13 protein-coding genes are annotated in these 15,168 nt (G+C 58.9%); 6 read left to right on the forward strand and 7 right to left on the reverse strand.

The genetic code is table 11. The features are described from left to right. On the reverse strand, nucleotides 1-356 hold a 356-nt coding region (locus QXF46_03935; protein MEM0226001.1), incomplete at its 3' end, for an FAD-dependent oxidoreductase. Nucleotides 357-364: 8 nt separating this feature from the next. Continuing rightward, nucleotides 365-1,942 carry a glycerol kinase GlpK gene (gene glpK / locus QXF46_03940; GenBank protein MEM0226002.1) on the reverse strand — a complete coding sequence of 526 codons (1,578 nt, stop codon included), beginning with the start codon at nucleotides 1,940-1,942 and terminating at the stop codon, nucleotides 365-367. A 334-nt stretch (nucleotides 1,943-2,276) separates the two neighbouring features. Here glpK and QXF46_03945 point away from each other — a divergent pair, with 334 nt between their 5' ends. Beyond that, nucleotides 2,277-3,083, forward strand: coding sequence for an HD domain-containing protein (locus QXF46_03945; GenBank protein MEM0226003.1), 807 nt, complete (start codon nucleotides 2,277-2,279; stop codon nucleotides 3,081-3,083). A gap of 5 nt (nucleotides 3,084-3,088) precedes the next feature. On the opposite strand, the gene QXF46_03950 is transcribed toward QXF46_03945, so the two are convergent. Together QXF46_03950 and QXF46_03955 are read right to left on the reverse strand one after the other, a co-directional pair. Then, the gene (locus tag QXF46_03950) at nucleotides 3,089-5,143 is read right to left on the reverse strand and encodes a hypothetical protein (protein ID MEM0226004.1); all 2,055 of its coding nucleotides are present in this window, start codon (nucleotides 5,141-5,143) and stop codon (nucleotides 3,089-3,091) included. 287 nt (nucleotides 5,144-5,430) lie between these two features. Next, nucleotides 5,431-6,330 (reverse strand): DUF4349 domain-containing protein, encoded by a 900-nt coding sequence (locus tag QXF46_03955; protein ID MEM0226005.1) that lies wholly within the window; start codon nucleotides 6,328-6,330, stop codon nucleotides 5,431-5,433. Between the two features lie 207 nt (nucleotides 6,331-6,537). On the opposite strand from QXF46_03955, the gene QXF46_03960 reads away from it, so the two are divergent. Beyond that, complete coding sequence (locus tag QXF46_03960; protein MEM0226006.1) at nucleotides 6,538-8,277, forward strand: hypothetical protein; 1,740 nt, start codon at nucleotides 6,538-6,540, stop codon at nucleotides 8,275-8,277. A 14-nt stretch (nucleotides 8,278-8,291) separates the two neighbouring features. On the opposite strand, the gene QXF46_03965 is transcribed toward QXF46_03960, so the two are convergent. Beyond that, complete coding sequence (locus QXF46_03965) at nucleotides 8,292-8,849, reverse strand: class I SAM-dependent methyltransferase (protein MEM0226007.1); 558 nt, start codon at nucleotides 8,847-8,849, stop codon at nucleotides 8,292-8,294. Nucleotides 8,850-8,883: 34 nt separating this feature from the next. Beyond that, nucleotides 8,884-9,903 carry an HD domain-containing protein gene (locus QXF46_03970; protein ID MEM0226008.1) on the reverse strand — a complete coding sequence of 340 codons (1,020 nt, stop codon included), beginning with the start codon at nucleotides 9,901-9,903 and terminating at the stop codon, nucleotides 8,884-8,886. A 72-nt stretch (nucleotides 9,904-9,975) separates the two neighbouring features. On the opposite strand from QXF46_03970, the gene QXF46_03975 reads away from it, so the two are divergent. Together QXF46_03975 and QXF46_03980 are read left to right on the forward strand one after the other, a co-directional pair. Then, the gene (locus QXF46_03975) at nucleotides 9,976-11,880 is read left to right on the forward strand and encodes a phosphoenolpyruvate carboxykinase (GTP) (GenBank protein ID MEM0226009.1); all 1,905 of its coding nucleotides are present in this window, start codon (nucleotides 9,976-9,978) and stop codon (nucleotides 11,878-11,880) included. A 38-nt stretch (nucleotides 11,881-11,918) separates the two neighbouring features. Further along, nucleotides 11,919-12,242 (forward strand): hypothetical protein, encoded by a 324-nt coding sequence (locus tag QXF46_03980; protein ID MEM0226010.1) that lies wholly within the window; start codon nucleotides 11,919-11,921, stop codon nucleotides 12,240-12,242. Here the strand turns inward: QXF46_03980 and QXF46_03985 are convergent. Next, the gene (locus tag QXF46_03985; GenBank protein MEM0226011.1) at nucleotides 12,225-12,833 is read right to left on the reverse strand and encodes a MarC family protein; all 609 of its coding nucleotides are present in this window, start codon (nucleotides 12,831-12,833) and stop codon (nucleotides 12,225-12,227) included. The two genes, QXF46_03980 and QXF46_03985, sit on opposite strands and share 18 nt — an antisense overlap. A gap of 55 nt (nucleotides 12,834-12,888) precedes the next feature. Between QXF46_03985 and QXF46_03990 the strand changes: the two genes are divergently transcribed. Both QXF46_03990 and QXF46_03995 read left to right on the forward strand, forming a co-directional pair. After that, nucleotides 12,889-14,034, forward strand: coding sequence for a radical SAM protein (locus tag QXF46_03990; GenBank protein MEM0226012.1), 1,146 nt, complete (start codon nucleotides 12,889-12,891; stop codon nucleotides 14,032-14,034). A 42-nt stretch (nucleotides 14,035-14,076) separates the two neighbouring features. Continuing rightward, entirely contained in the window at nucleotides 14,077-15,105 is a 1,029-nt protein-coding gene (locus tag QXF46_03995; GenBank protein ID MEM0226013.1) for a hypothetical protein, read from the forward strand. The last annotated feature ends 63 nt before the right edge of the window (nucleotides 15,106-15,168 follow it).

The raw sequence follows: 15,168 nt of genomic DNA on the forward strand, positions 1-15,168 counted from the left end.
GGCCTTACGCCGGGCACTCCGTTCACCCTCGCAAGCTCGATGTACTTCAACGCCTCCCGCTCCTCCTCGGGCGTGGAGAACACCATCAGCTCTCCCGGCCAGCGAGCCGGGATTTCGAGCTCCTTAATCCACTCCCTCCAAAGGCGGTTACCCTCTACGCAGAGCTTCGCGCGGAGCGGGTGGACCCTCGGATCCTCCTCGTGTCCGGGGTGGATGATCGAGGTGTTAGCCTTGCTAACCCCCCAGCCGACGTCCGGCATCCTCTCGATCAGAGTGACTTCGAAGCCCTCGTACGCGCTGAGCACCCTGGCGATGGAAGCACCTACTACGCCCGCGCCAACGATCGCGACCTTCACTCAACCACCTAGTAGCCGTAGGCCCAGGGCACCTCCTTTGCCCAGCCGAGAGCCCTCTGGACGGCCGCTCTCCAGCCCCTGTAGAGGCGCTCTCGCGTCTCAGGGTCCATCCTCGGCTCAAACACGCGCTCAGCCCTCCAGTTCCTCCGCACCTCGTCGAGGCTGCTCCAGAAGCCGACCGCGAGGCCGGCCAGGTAGGCTGCGCCGAGCGAAGTGGTCTCGAAGACCACCGGCCTCACGACCCTGACGTTCAGGATGTCGGCTTGGAACTGGAGGAGGAAGTCGCTCCTCGCGGCCCCGCCGTCGGCCTTGAGGACGGTGATCTCCCTGCCCGTGTCGGCCTTCATAGCCTCCACAACGTCCCTGGTGAGGTACGCGATGGCTTCCAGAGCCGCGCGGGCGATGTGCTTCCGCTCCGTCCCCCTCGTGATCCCGATGATCAAACCCCTCGCGTAGTGGTCCCAGTAGGGCGCGCCCAGCCCGACGAAGGCCGGGACGAAGTAGACTCCGCCCGTATCGGCCGCCGCCTCTGCGAGCGGGTTGATCTCGGCTGAAACCTCGATGATCTTGAGGCCGTCTCGCAGCCACTGTATCGCGGCGCCGGTGATGAAGATGCTCCCCTCCAGCGCGTACACGGCCCTGCGGGGCTCCATCGAGTAGAAGACGGTTGTGAGCAACCCGTGCCTCGACGGCACGGGGCTCGCGCCCGTGTTCATCAGGAGGAAGTTCCCGGTCCCGTAGGTGCACTTCACGTCACCCACGTCGAAGCCCGCCTGGCCGAAGAGAGCCGCCTGCTGGTCGCCCGCGTCCCCCGTCACAGGCACTGAGGCCCCGCCCAGGAGCGCTGAAACCTCGGGGCCCGTGTACCCGTACACCTCCCTATCGCTGGAGGGTCTGGGCAGTGGGAGCATCTCCTGCGGTATGCGGCCCTGGAGCTCGAGTAGTTCGCTGTCCCAGTCGAGCTTCCTGATGTTGAAGAGCATCGTCCTCGAAGCGTTGCTGTAATCGGTCACGTGCGCCCCACCGCGCTCGGGGGTCATGACGTCCCTGGAGCCGCGCGTCAGGTTCCACACGATCCACGTGTCGATCGTGCCGAACACGAGCTCCCCCTTCTCGGCCCTCTCCCGAGCCCCCGGGACGTTGTCTAGGATCCACCAGAGCTTCGTGCTGGAGAAGTAGCAGTCGGGGACGAGCCCGCTCTTCTCCCTGATCAACTCAAAGCAGCAATCCCTCAAGCGGTCGACCTGCGGAGCCGTCCTGCGATCCTGCCACACGATCGCGTTGTAGACGGGCTGGCCCGTCCTCGCGTCCCACACGACCGTCGTCTCCCGCTGGTTTGTGACGCCGATAGCCGCGATCTCCCTAGCGTCGATCCTGGCCCTCTCCAAAGCCTCCTTTACAACCAGCTTCACCTTCTCCCAGATCTCGAGCGGGTTATGCTCAACCCAGCCCGGCCTCGGGTAGATTTGCGCGTGCTCGCGGTAAGCCCAGCCACCGGGCACGGGCAGCCCATCAGCGTTAAAGATCATGGCGCGAGTACCGGTCGTCCCCTGATCTATCGCGAGAACGTACTTACCTTCGCGCATAGGGCTCGCAAGCGGGAACTCTAAAGTGTAGGTATAAAAGGTGTGCCACAGCTAAACATGCTTAAGCTTCGCGAAAGTTTCGCCCCTCGTGGTAACCCACTTTAAAGCCCGCCGCGCCGCATACCACGCCGGGCAGGGAAGACCGAGCTAAGAGGCCCGACGATGCGCTGCCAAGCCTCTTAGCCCGGGTAAACCCTCGGGCGAAGGCTCGGGGGTTAACTCGAGCTGGGAGGCCTGGCAACGCACCGCCGGAACCTCCTAGCTCGATCTTCCCTGCCCGGCCGCCTTCTCAACCTTCAGCAAGGTAAATAGGCCAGTCATACCCAGAGTGATCATGAGCGGACAGCGGCCCACGGTTATCGTTTCGAGGGACATCCTGGACAAGTGGATCGCTACAGACCCCTTTGTCGCGCTAGTCGTGAGGGAGCTTGAAGGCGATGAGGAGGTTTCCGCGCTCCTCGAGATGAGCAACATAAACGCGGTTAAGCGGCTCGGCTACAACGACCACGGGCCGGTTCACGCGCGGATCGTCGCTGGGACCTCGATCGAGCTCATGCAGATTCTCCACCAGCGCGGCATACGCTTCACATCGATCGAGCACGGGACTGCGAGGAGCCTGGACGAAGTGAAGCTGATCCTGCTCCTAACGAGCTACCTCCACGACATCGGGAACGCCGTGCACCGCCACTTCCACGAGGCCATCGGCAGCTCGCTGGCGAAGGACATCGTTGACAGGCTGCTAGCGAAGCTGCTGCCGCGCCCGCTCCGCCAGCGCGTCCTGATCAGGCAGGAGATCCTCTCCGCCATACACTCCACGGCGATGGACGTGCCGGCTCTAACGCTGGAGGCGAGCATCGTCAAGCTCGCGGACGGCTTGGACATGTCGGAGGGCCGGGCCCGCATCCCCTACAAGATGGGTAAGGTGGACATGCACTCCCTATCCGCGCTGAACGTGAAGCGGGTTGAGATTTCCCCCGGGGACGGCGTACCCATCGTTGTATCCATACACTTCAAAGACATGGCCGGCTTCTTCCAGGTTGAAAGAGTCCTGCTGCCCAAGCTGGAGGGAGGGAAGCTGAAGGGGCTAGTAAAAATAGAGGCTTACGATCAGACCGGCAAGCTCGTGACGAGCATCATGTAGCGCTTTCAGGGGACATAGAAGGCTCTGAACTTCGGTATCACGTTCACCAGCAGATCGTAGATGCCGGCTAGGAGGTAGCCGGATCCCAGCCCCCAGCAGAGGCCTGCAGCCACGTAGGAGGCGTACTCCTCGTACCTCCTAGCGCCGAAGATCCTGATGCCCAGGTACTTGGCGATGAGCGCCGCGAGGGATGCGCTCCACATGTAGTGCGGCAGCCAGAGGGTTGCGGCGAGCGCTGTGGGGTTAATGATGAACCAGGCGAAGCGCATCCGGAGGAATTGTATCGAAAAGACGGTAGCGATGCCGAGGACGGCCAGCAGAGCGTGGTACCAGAAGGGCATCTCGAGTAGAGTGGCGTGGTAGGTTAACCCTCTCACCCCCTGATCCAGCGCCATGTCAACCGCCCAGGCGTTGTAGATGTAGTTCAATCTCGCGTAGCCGCCGACGTGGTGCATCCACCATGTGCTGACGAACATGCCGAGCGGCCAACCAACCACCGCGACGGCTAGCAGAAGGATGAGCACATCGTTCAGGTTCGCGTTGAGGTCGCGAGCCCACTTGTACGTGTGCGCGACCCAGCCCATGTTGTAGGGTATCTGCCTGTACGCGGCTCCGCTCCCGTGCACTACGAGGGCCATGTTCTGGATGTAGAGGGCTTGGTTGCTCTGAGCCGGCACGCTGGCCCACGCGCCTATAGAAGCCCCCACCGGCCAGATCAGCAGGTAGTATGTCTCCATCGTGGGAGGATGCCACCAGATTTCGGCGTAGTACCTTACGATGGAGATCTGCCAGAGGATGAAGAGGATGAAGAAGTAGACCATCATTACGGGGTTCGCGCCAGCCGCAGTCCACAAAGCCAGCCAAACGATGAAGAGGCCAGCAAACAAGTAGAGCAGCTGCTTGACCGGGAGCTCGGATTCGCCCTTCAGCAGCCGTGGGAGCGTCCTTCTCGCCTCCCAGAGCGTCAGCAGCCCCAGCCCGAGCGTTAACCCTATTGAGCCGAACTCGGCCATGGGGAAGGGAGGTCTCATACCGAACCATATGTGGGCCTGGCTCTCAACGTCGGGCGCGTACGGCAGGAGGCCGAGCCTCACACCCACGGTGGTGTAGACCACGTAGAAGATGAACCACACGATCAGCGGTGTGATCAGGACGTCGTACGGCAGCAGCGTCATGAGGATCGCCTGGTGGATTATGAAGACCGTGAAGAAGCAGGCACCCGGCAGCACGGTCGCAGTGTACTGGTGGAGGGGGATGGGGATTTCGCCCCACAAAGCTGCTCCCAGGATGGGGACAATGGGTAAAACCTCCATCACCATCGGGATTACCGAGAGGAAGACAGCTCCAACGGCGAATGAGATCCAGAAGACCTTCACTCTGACGTCTGAGAGGTCGAAGAGCTTCGACTTGTACTTCCCCTTCGACTCAACCCACGTGCCGGCGTTCGTGAGCAGAACGGTGGCTGGGACGCTCATCGGGTAGACGAGCCTCTCGACCTCAACCGTCTGGGGGCCTATGACCGCATAAACGAGCGTGATGATCATCGCTGTGGTTACGACAAGCCATAGGCCCCAGTAGACGGTGGACGGCAGCCAAGCACTCCACTCGACGACTTCCCCCGGGATGAGCCCCCTCCAAGCCCTCTCGACCAGCCTTAGGTCCTTCGGCGCGATGAGGGACGGTGTAAGATCCCAGCACCAGGCGCGGACCGCTGGGTCAGCTAACGCTCTGACCCTGAACGTCTCGACGAGGGAGATGATGTCGCCCCAACCTTCCCCGCCGGCACCGGTGATCATGAACGCTTTGCCAGCCGCGTACCACAGAGGCAGTAGCAGCAAGAGCAGCTGCGCGGGGCGGAGCCTAAACCTGGGCGATATCCTGCCGAGCGCCTCGAGGAGCAGGAGGATGTAGATGGGCCCTATGAACCATCCTCTAATGACACCCGAGATCGATACCACGACAGCGCACACTAGCTGGGATACGACAATCAGGAGGATAACGGCTACAAGGATGGGCGGTGTTAGAATGCGTTCAGCTCTAACTTCAACCTTTTCTCCCACAACCAAAGCGCTAAGTAGTTTTATTTATGTTTATCTATCAGTCTTTATATTGGTATTTTTAGCTCAGAAGCCCTTTGCACAATAAGCGCAAAATGGCTGCTTTCGAACGTTGTAGCTACGCGGTTGCAGCGATCGTTTTAATCAATCAAGTCTACAGGCCTATCAACAGTAAAAGGTCAACCATACCGGACCTCGACGTTTCTGACTAGTGCTAAACCTGAATAGTGACAAGATCCCTGTGGGCAGAATTATTCTGAAAAATCGAGAAAAAAGTATCAACCCGAAGGTTACACCCGTTCCTTTTCAGCATTTCCCTTTCTCATCCTCTTGTAACCGAGGAAACCGGCTGCACCCACGATCGCCAGCGGTGAAAGACCGATCAAAGCCGTGATAATGGCGTAAACTATGGAGAAAAGCAGGCTTAGCGCGTTCGCTACCGCGGGTGTAGGATCAAACGTGGGGAACTGGATGATGGGTTTTACTTCCTTTGGTGGAGCCTCGATGTAGACGTAGATCGTGGAGTACTCGATCATCCTCTCCAAGTTCTTGAGTTGCGCAGCGTAGACCTCAATCTGCGCTCTCACTCTCCAAAGGCACTCCTCAACCTTCGGCATCTCCTCCACATTCTTCGCTCTCTCGAGCATTTGGAGGAGCCTCTGCTCCAGCGCTAGCGAAGCGTTCAACCTGGCTTTCAAATCCACGTAATCCTCGGTCACATCCCTAGCAAACGTTCTCAACTCAACTACTTCACCCAGCTTCTTAACTTCCTCCAAGGCTTCATCGAAGCGTTCACTGGGTACTCTGAGGACAGCATAACCTCCGTCCTCCCTCACGTTCGTTTCACCCACGTATCCGCCGAGCATGAGAGCTGCTCCAGCCAGTTCCTCAGCCACGCGTTTAACAGCTCCCTCGCCTACTCGAAGCCTTACAAACCCCTCCAAGATCACTTTCCTACCCTCAGGGATCGAGTACGATACTTCAGAGCCACCGCTTCCCAAGGATTCACTAGCCCCTTTCGATGCTAGCGTACTGTAGCGTTCGCTATCTGTGGGCAGTGCTATGGGCGCCGAAGTTTGGGCGGTAACCCCGAACCTTCCCGGGAGAAGCTGGCCGACGCAAACTCCCAGGATGAAGATGCCTAAGGCTGAGAGCAGAACTGCAATCCACCTCAATCTAGGCTTTTTCAAACCTATCTGCTGCGGTATCCAGTAAAAACCGAAGCATGTAAACGGGCTGTTCAATAAGCTGGACGTGTGAACTTTTAGAAAATTGGCTATTAGAAGCATAAGGAAAAATTTTTGTTAATAATAATTATTTTCCTAAACATTATAGGTGTTTTCCTAAGAGTTCTTTTAAGATAAAAGTTTAAAAGGAAGGTATTGCAGATGTTATTGATGGTGGATAGGGTAGCCCGATACGTGCTGTGCATCCTGCTACTCCTCTGCTTGGCCGTAGGCTCAGGATCAGCTCTTCCTGAGAGGATCGTTCAGGAGGGCTTTCTGGTGGTCGGTAGGGAGGGCGACTATGCGGTTTTCAACGACATCCTCGTCGTTAACAGCAGCGTCTACATTGGTGGGTGTACCGGGAAGTTCGGAAACAACGTTTGGACGCTTTTGAAGCTCGATGAAGGCGGGAGCTTATCCTCGTACTTATCGGAGGAGGGAGGCATGATCGTCAGCCTCGCCTTTGATGGCTCGAGGATATACGCTGCGGGTTTCCTTGAACATGATACACTTCCGAAGACGACAGGCTTCCTAGCTGCGTTCACTCTTAACCTTGAGAGGCTCTGGGAGAGGGAGTGGGTGGGGTCCCCTGTATTCAGTGAGTTTAAGGGCGTTTACGTGAGGGGGGATCGGGTTTACGTTGTCGGAGAGGCGTACTACTCGGGCGACCGAGGCTTCGATGTAGTAGTCCAAAAGTATGATAAGGAGGGCTCCCTCCTATGGGAGAACACACTCGTCGCGAGTGGTCATCAGGAAGCCGAATCCCTCGTCGTGAGTACCGGGAAGATTTACGTTGCAGGTTCAACATCGCCATACATCTCGGGAGGGAACGTTGACGGGTTGGTGGTTGTAATTGATGAGAGTAGCGGTCTAGTCGAAACCAGGGTTTGGGGAGGAGAGGGGAATGACTTCTTCAAGAGCATCGAGCTTGATGGTGCAATGTACGTGTGCGGTTTCACGGATTCCTATGGAAAGGGGGGATTCGATGGAGTACTGCTTAAGCTCGACCTGAGGGGGGAGGTTATCTGGTGGAGGACTTTCGGGAACGCTGGGGGTGATTCTTTCATCGATCTCGCTCTTCACGAGGGCGAGATCCATGTCGTTGGGCACACGACCGTAAATGGGAGCATGCTCCCAGTTTACCTCCAGTACAGCTTCGATGGGACTCTGCTCGGCTCCTGGACCCTTCCTGCGGGCAACCAATCGACTTGGACGAGTGTCTACCCCGCAGGCGGTTCAATCCACCTGGCTGGAAACCTGGGGAAGAGCCCCTTCCTAGTCAATGGAATCTACGCACGCTATGCGACACGCTACGTGCTGACTGTGAATTTCCCCGGCGACGGTTTCTGGGCGGCTCTAGACAATGAAAACAAGACTGGGCGAAGCGTAAGCTTTGAAACTTCGAGTGTTGAACGTAGGCTTGAGGTAACGGCCCGCGTTAATTATGGGGGGACTCGGCTAGTTTTCGACGGATGGAGCGATGGTGCGCGTGATAACCCACGCCCAGTGAAGGTGGTGAAGGATACCGTCCTAAACGCCACGTATAGAGTCGAGCACTACGTGACCGTGAGGAGCGAGTACGGGAAGCCTTCGGGTGAAGGGTGGTACGCCGAAGGATCGATTGCAACGGTATCAGTGGAGCCGAGTATCGCTACCGAGAGCTTCTTCGTCAACTACGTTTTTGAAGGATGGTACGAGAACGGAAGGAAGGTTTCGGCAACTCCCACCTTCTCCTTCGTGGTCATGAATCCCACGGTCCTTAAGGCCGGATGGAGAATGGAGCTCAATCTAGCACTGATAGTCCTCCTGCTTTCCGTCCTTTTGCTCGCGCTACTCCTACTCTTCCTGCTCATCCTGGAAAGGAGGGAGAAAGGGAGAGGTAGGCAGGCTTCTCGCAGGCACGGCCATTGAGGCTAGGGGCTGCTTCAATCCTTGCAGGAGCGCAGTAGAGCAGCGATTGCCGGCACCTCTCTCACCCCCTCCTCATGTACGATACCCCATGCGTGGTGTATTCTATGCACCTCGAGGGGCTCGAAGAGGCCTCCGAAGGCTGCGTGCAGGGCTCTTTCCAGAGCTTTGTGGCTTTTAACGTGCGGCTCCTCGTCGAACTCGAGCAGTAGGAGGCCTTTCGGCTTGAGAACTCTGTGCAGCTCTCTAGCGTACAGCTTCCGGTTCGAGATGAAGGTGAAGGCGTAGGAGTCGAGGATCCCATCGAAGCTGGAGTCGGGGAAGGGGAGGTGGAATTCCGCTGTAGCTCTAACCCTTTCGCAGCAAGCGCCCAGGAGGAGGAGCGGCTCGATAGCCACGTCGAGGGCTACAACCTCCACTCCCTGCATCGCGAGGGGGATTGTGTTACGGCCGCTCCCGCAGCCCACCTCGAGTACCCTGCCCCAGCCACCCAGCGCACCCACCAGGAGCCCCAGTCTCGGGGAGGGGGCGCCCCTATTCTGCAGCGCATCGGCGTGCGACTTCCACGCGTGCATGAGGGGCGGCTGCGCAGGCAGGCACGCTTAAAGGTTACGGTGTCTCTGCTCGCACTTCCAAACCCGTGAGCCTGGTGAAGGCTTCAGCTCTCCTCTCCAGCCTCTCGAGCGGCAGGGCCCAGGCCTCGGGGCTTAGGAGCAGGACGAGCTCTGAACCTCTCAGCTCAGCCCCGTAGTAGAAGCCCTCACCCCTATACGCGTTTTCGAAAGTATCGGCTAGCCTCACAGCGGAGGCCACTAGTTGCGCGTTGAACCCCAGCTCACTCAAGCTTGGGTCGGCGAGGAGGTCTGTTTCATCCTCGTGGTGGTAAATAGCCTTAGAAACGATCTCGCGGTCCCACGCTCGCTCTGACTCCCAGAGCCTCTGGGCGAACTCTGCTCCAACCGACGGGTGCTCCCCACCCCCCGATAGGACCCGGCCGACATCGTGAGCCAGGCCGGCCACGTAAGCGTTGAGCAGGTCTCCGCGTGAAACGCCGAACCTGTCGGTTACGGCCTCCAGGACGTCCAGAGCTACTCCAGCGACTGTTGAGGCGTGAACCCCGTAAGCGCTCCAGTAGCTGAGAGCCCCCCTCTTAACCCTCCTTAGGTGGTTGACGAGCCTCGCCACCAGATCAACTCCGATGACGTCCCTCGCCCTGAAGAACCACCTGAACGCGAGCGACTGGGACGGCGTCTCGCCGACGAACCCGAGTCTGGACAGCCTCTGCCTAGCGTCGTTCCGCGAGATTCGCTCCCTCAACCCCAAAATCATCGCGACCGTAACGCCGCTCCGACCGATGCCGCCCCGGCAGTGGACGAGAACCTTCTCACCGCGCTTCAACCTCTCGAGGACGGGTAGGGCGACGTCCACCAGCACGCTTTCGAACGCCGTGTAGGAGAAGTCGGGTATCGGGTATTCAAGCCTCTCGACGCCGGGCGGCACGGCGTAGCTGCACTCGCCCTCCGTTAGATCGACCACCAGGGCTACCCCTCTTCTGGCGAGGGCTTCAATGAGCTCCGTGTCGGGGCATGAGGACCAGTAAAGGTTTCCCAGCTCCCTAAGCCGAACCATGCACTCCCTTCCTCCATCAAGATAAAGAGAGTTTTGCTTAAAGCATTTTAGCAACCGTGCGCCTACTCGCCCGTGAGCTCGCTCGCTGAGCGCGAGTTCTCGAGTATAGACCCTCTCGAGCTTCTCAATAGACTAGAGCCGAGGGATCAGGTCGAGAGGCTCCTCAAGATACCCAGCAGGAGGCTCCACGCTGATGTTGCATACGTAGCGGCGCTGGCTGAGCCGAGCCGAATCTTCGTGCACACGGGCTCGCCTGAGGATAGGGCATACGTGAGAAGGAGGGCTCTTGAGAACCGCGAGGAGTTGCCATCGAGAGTACCGATCCACACCGTGCACTTCGATGGGCCGCACGACCTGGCTCGGGATAAGGTCAACACTCGCATTTTGACGACCGGTGGAGCGCGGGTTCCGCTGCTCAACTCGCTTGAACGTGAGGAGGGGCTGCGCGAGATAGCGGAGCTGGTGAAGGGGGCGATGCGGGGGAGGGAGATGTTCGTAGCGTTTTACCTCTACGGGCCCCGCAATTCGCCCTTCTCGCTGTACGGGGTCCAGATCACCGACTCCGCCTACGTCGTGCACAGCGAGGACATCCTCTACCGCAGCTGCTACGAGGATTTCATCGAGCGAGGAGGGGAGCTAGAGTACATGCTCTTCGTCCACGCCGCCGGGGAGAGGGACGAGAACGGTTGGAGCAGGAACTTTGAGCGCAGAAGGATCTACATCGACTTGGAGGGGAACGCTACCTACAGCGTCAACACCCAGTACGCGGGCAACACGGTCGGACTGAAGAAGCTCGCCCTCCGGCTCGCGGTCTACAAGGGGTACAGGGAGGGGTGGCTCGCGGAACACATGTTCATAATCGGGATGCGCAACAGCAGCGGCGGAGTAACCTACTTCACCGGAGCCTTCCCAGCGGGCTGCGGTAAGACAGCGACCGCCATGATTGCGGACACCGTCGTGGGCGACGACCTGGCGATTATCAGGGACGTCGACGGCGTCGCTCGGGCCATCAATCCTGAGGTTGGGATGTTTGGGATCATAGACGACGTTAACCCGGTGGACGACCCGGATCTCTACGCGATCCTCACCGACTCGAGCGCCGAGATAATCTTCGCTAACGTCCTCCTGACAGATGATGGAGAGGTGTGGTGGCGGGGGAAACCCTGCGAACCGAAAAGAGGTTTAAACTACGCAGGCCCCTGGTGGCCCGGCATGCGAGACGAGACCGGCAGGGAGGTGCCGCCTTCGCACCCCAATGCCCGCTTCACTGTAAGCATCCGCCACCTCCGCACGCTGGACCCAGCGATCGACGACCCAATGGGAGTGCCCGTCTCGGGCTTCATCTTCGGCGGGAGGGACCCCGATACGTGGCCGCCCGTTCAGGAAGCCTTCAACTGGTTCCACGGGATCGTCACGATGGGGGCTTCGCTCGAGTCGGAGCGCACTGCCGCCGTTCTAGGGAAGACTGGTGAGCTCGAGTTCAACCCCTTCGCCATCCTCGACTTCCTCTCGATATCGCCGGGAGCCTTCCTAGAGCTCCACTTCCGCTTCGCCTCGAAGCTGAAGGCCACGCCGAAGGTTTTCGCTGTCAACTACTTCCTTCGGGGGAGGGACGGCCGGTACCTGGCGGAAAAGAGGGACAATAGGGTCTGGCTGAGGTGGATGGAAATGCGCTGCAACGCCCAGGTCGATGCACTCCAGGCGCCCACAGGCCGCATCCCGATCTACGAAGATCTCCGCGCACTCTTCGACAGGGAGCTGGGGAAGAGCTTCAGCGAGGAGCTGTATAGCGAGATGTTTGCCATCAGGCTTCCGCAGTACATGGCGAAGATCGAGAGGATCATGGCAATCTACCGGCGGATCCCCGACACCCCCTCACGGTTTTTCGAGCTTATGAGGGAACAGTACTTGAAGCTCAAGGAAGCCCGCAGCCGCTACGGGGAAAGGATTGACCCGTTCAAGCTGGATAAAGCATGAACTAAAGGATTTAAAAAAGGTACTTTAAAAGAGCGGCGATGATGGAGCTCGCAACAATAATCGGGCTTGTGATCGGATGGCTGGTATCGGGCGTCGCAGTCTGGCTGGCGCTGAAATTGTTCCCCGGAAGGCAGAAGCGGGAGAGCTTTGGTGGAGCTCTGCTGACCGCGCTGGTCGGTGCTGTAATCTTCGGAGTCTTCGCGATGCTCAAGATACCCTTCGGGACCATCATTGCGATTGTGGTCTGGCTGTACGCGCTCAAGAAGATCCAGAACGTGGGCTGGCTCGGTGCCGCTGTGCTGGCGGTGCTGATCTACATCATTAACGCGATTCTGGGCCTCTTCCTACCGACCATCCTTTAGGCTAAGCTCGGCGAGAGCCTCAGCGAACCCCGACCTGATGATGGAGACGGCCAACACGGCCAGAAGTAGCGAAAAGATTCGGGAAAGGGCTAGGACGGTGTTTTTACCAGCTTTTTCTAGTATCAAGCCGCTCGCGCGCAGTATGGCGTAGGCTGCCAAAGTGTTCAACACAATGCTGGCCAGCGTGGGTGCCGTGCCGTAGACTCTCGATAGGTAAATGACTGTGTACAGGCTGCCGGGGCCCGCGAGGAGCGGCGTAGCCATGGGCACGACGGCCACCTGCTCGCTCCTGAGAGTCTCCGCCTCGATCCTCCCAAAAATGCCGAAGAGAGCGATTAGGAGCAAGACGAGGCCTCCAGCGATCCGGAAATCGGCCATGCTGACGCCGTAGTAGTCCAGGATAGCACCGCCAGTCAGGGCGAAGGTGAGGAGCATTATCGACGCGATTACTATCGATTTCGTGAAGATCCGGTTCCGCTCTGCCTCGCTTAGCGTTGAGGTCAAAGCGTAGAAGATCGGCACGTTCCCGACGGAGTCGAGCACGATGAATAGCATCGCGAAAGAGTCCCAGAGCTGCTTCAGGTCAATCATGGAGCAGCAGCCAACACGGAGGGTTAATATCTGTGCCTTCCCGCTTTCTCAGGGTATGTTCCTGTCCCGGAAGCTCTGGTACAGCGAGAAGGAGTGCGAGGTCTGCGGCAGGCGGTCTAGGTTGATATCGGAGGCCATCGGCGTCTGCCTCGAGTGCCTCAGGAGCGACCCGAAGGCCGTCGAAGTTCCGCTGGAGAAGCACGCGCGCGAGCGCATTGAACTGGGTTTGCCGCCCAAACCGCCCCGCGACACAAAGGGGCGTCCATGCGGCATCTGCGATTTGAACTGCTGCATCCCCGAGGGTGGAGTGGGGTTCTGCGGGCTTGTCAGGAACGAGGGGGGCAGGCTGATTTACCTGTCGGGGCAGCCGAAGTCCGCGGTCCTCGAGTACTACTACGACCCGCACCCCACCAACTGCGTTGCCTTCTGGTTCTGCCCGGGGGCTACGGGCAGCGGCTACCCGAAGTACGCCGTTAAGCCGGGCTGCGAGAAAGGCTACGTGAACCTAGCCGTCTTCTACGGGGCTTGCAACCACAACTGCGCCTTCTGCCAGAACTGGTTCTACCGCAGCTGCACTCTATCCGCGAGCCCAAAGGTAGGCGTGGAAACCCTGCTCGCAGCCGCGCTTGACAGGAGGGTGACGTGCGTCTGCTTCTTCGGCGGCGACCCTGCGCCGCAGGTTCTCCACGCTCTCCACTTCTCCAGCCTCCTCAGCCAGAGGGCGGGGGGCAGAGTCATGAGGATCTGCTGGGAGTCGAACGGGCACTTCAGCCCCAGGGTGCTACCGAGGGTCATCGAAGTTTCGCTGAAATCCGGCGGAATCGTAAAGTTCGATTTAAAGGCTTGGACCCCCAGCGTCTACAAAGCCCTCACCGGCGTCGATTTGGGCTCAGTGTACGAGAACGCGCGAACCGTGGCTAAAGCGGCTGCCGAGAGGCCTGAAGTGCCGCTGTTCACAGCAAGCACTCTCCTCGTGCCGGGCTACATTGATGAGGAGGAGGTACGCGGGATTTCGCGCTTCCTAGCCTCCCTCTCTCCCGAAATCCCCTATAGTCTGCTCGCCTTCCACCCCGATCACAGAATGCTGGATTTACCGCCCACCAGTAGAGCTCACGCGGAGAGAGCTCTCAAGGTCGCTAAGGAGGAGGGGCTCGTGAACGTGAGGATCGGAAACCCGTGGCTTCTCGCTAACTACTATTAAACTCTCCGCAATACTTTTAAAGAATAGTTTACCATAGCTTCGATGGCGGGAAGAAGCGTTTATTTCGCAGTTGCTTTGCTAGCAATCCTTAGCGCCTCTCTCCTGCTGCCAGTGCTGGCGGCACCGGAGATCAACATAGATGGAGATGTTAGCGATTGGGACGCCGCAGGAATTCAGCCGGCCTACGTCGACAAGCTGGGTGACACGCAACCATGGTCGAAGGACCCGAAGATCGTCGGTGTTGGATCAACAGCTGAGCCCCCCGAGAAGGTGGAGGCGAACGATAAGTGCAGGGATCTGAAGGCGATATACTTCTACGCTGACGAAGATTGGATCTACATCCGCCTTGACGTCAACGAGCTGTACGAGGGGTGGTGCGTACCGAGCCAGAAGTACCACGAAGGGAGGCCCGTGGCCTACCCGTACCCCAACGTAAGCGCCTACCACATCTACTTCAGGGTTCCAGGCGCTGTAATATCCCCGCAGAGCTCCGCCGCTGGAGCCAGCGATACCAGCTTTGGCGACTACGCTTGGCACTTCAATATCCAGTTCGATGCAGCATGCTATCCTGATGGAACCTACGCGGCTCCCTTCCTGCAGTGGCCCGACTGGTCCGGCGTCTCCGTTTCGGGCGACGTAGGGTCTTTCGCCGTCGATTTGAAGAGGAGCGCATTCGAGATGAGGATCAGCAGAAAGTTCCTCGAGGATAAGCTAGGGACGAAGCTCGGTAAAGTCTACGTGTTCGTAGCTTCCGCGAAGCCGGGCGAACCGATAGGGGCTTGGGGCGAGTGGGCTCATACCTTCGACCCCGATGATCCCGGCGGCCCCGGCGAGGGTGTAGGAGGCAGCGACTTCGCCGACTACATGCCGGATGACTCTCTGGACGTTAGGACGGGAACGGTGAGGGGACCGTTGATCGAAGTCGATCTATCGCCACCGGCTCCCCCGGCTCCGCCCGCGCCACCCGCGCCCCCAGGCCCACCCATGGAGCTGATTGCTGCAGCGGTTGCAGTAGTCGTCATAGCAGTAGTAGTGGCGGCTCTATTCTTACTCCGTCGGAAGAAAAAGTAAATAGCGCTCTTTTTCCTCTTTTTCTTTTCCTTCCCTCTCGAAGAAGGGGACCAAGTTTATAGG

The organism is Thermofilaceae archaeon, assembly GCA_038731975.1.
GTDB lineage: Archaea > Thermoproteota > Thermoprotei > Thermofilales > Thermofilaceae > JANXEW01.

Bases quoted from the DNA above. Each gene is read 5' to 3' on its own strand.
- glpK (MEM0226002.1), bottom strand. From the start codon at position 1,942: ATGCGCGAAGGTAAGTACGTTCTCGCGATAGATCAGGGGACGACCGGT.
- QXF46_03945 (MEM0226003.1), top strand. From the start codon at position 2,277: ATGAGCGGACAGCGGCCCACGGTTATCGTTTCGAGGGACATCCTGGAC.
- QXF46_03960 (MEM0226006.1), top strand. From the start codon at position 6,538: ATGGTGGATAGGGTAGCCCGATACGTGCTGTGCATCCTGCTACTCCTC.
- QXF46_03965 (MEM0226007.1), bottom strand. From the start codon at position 8,849: ATGCACGCGTGGAAGTCGCACGCCGATGCGCTGCAGAATAGGGGCGCC.
- QXF46_03970 (MEM0226008.1), bottom strand. From the start codon at position 9,903: ATGGTTCGGCTTAGGGAGCTGGGAAACCTTTACTGGTCCTCATGCCCC.
- QXF46_03980 (MEM0226010.1), top strand. From the start codon at position 11,919: ATGATGGAGCTCGCAACAATAATCGGGCTTGTGATCGGATGGCTGGTA.
- QXF46_03985 (MEM0226011.1), bottom strand. From the start codon at position 12,833: ATGATTGACCTGAAGCAGCTCTGGGACTCTTTCGCGATGCTATTCATC.
- QXF46_03990 (MEM0226012.1), top strand. From the start codon at position 12,889: ATGTTCCTGTCCCGGAAGCTCTGGTACAGCGAGAAGGAGTGCGAGGTC.
- QXF46_03995 (MEM0226013.1), top strand. From the start codon at position 14,077: ATGGCGGGAAGAAGCGTTTATTTCGCAGTTGCTTTGCTAGCAATCCTT.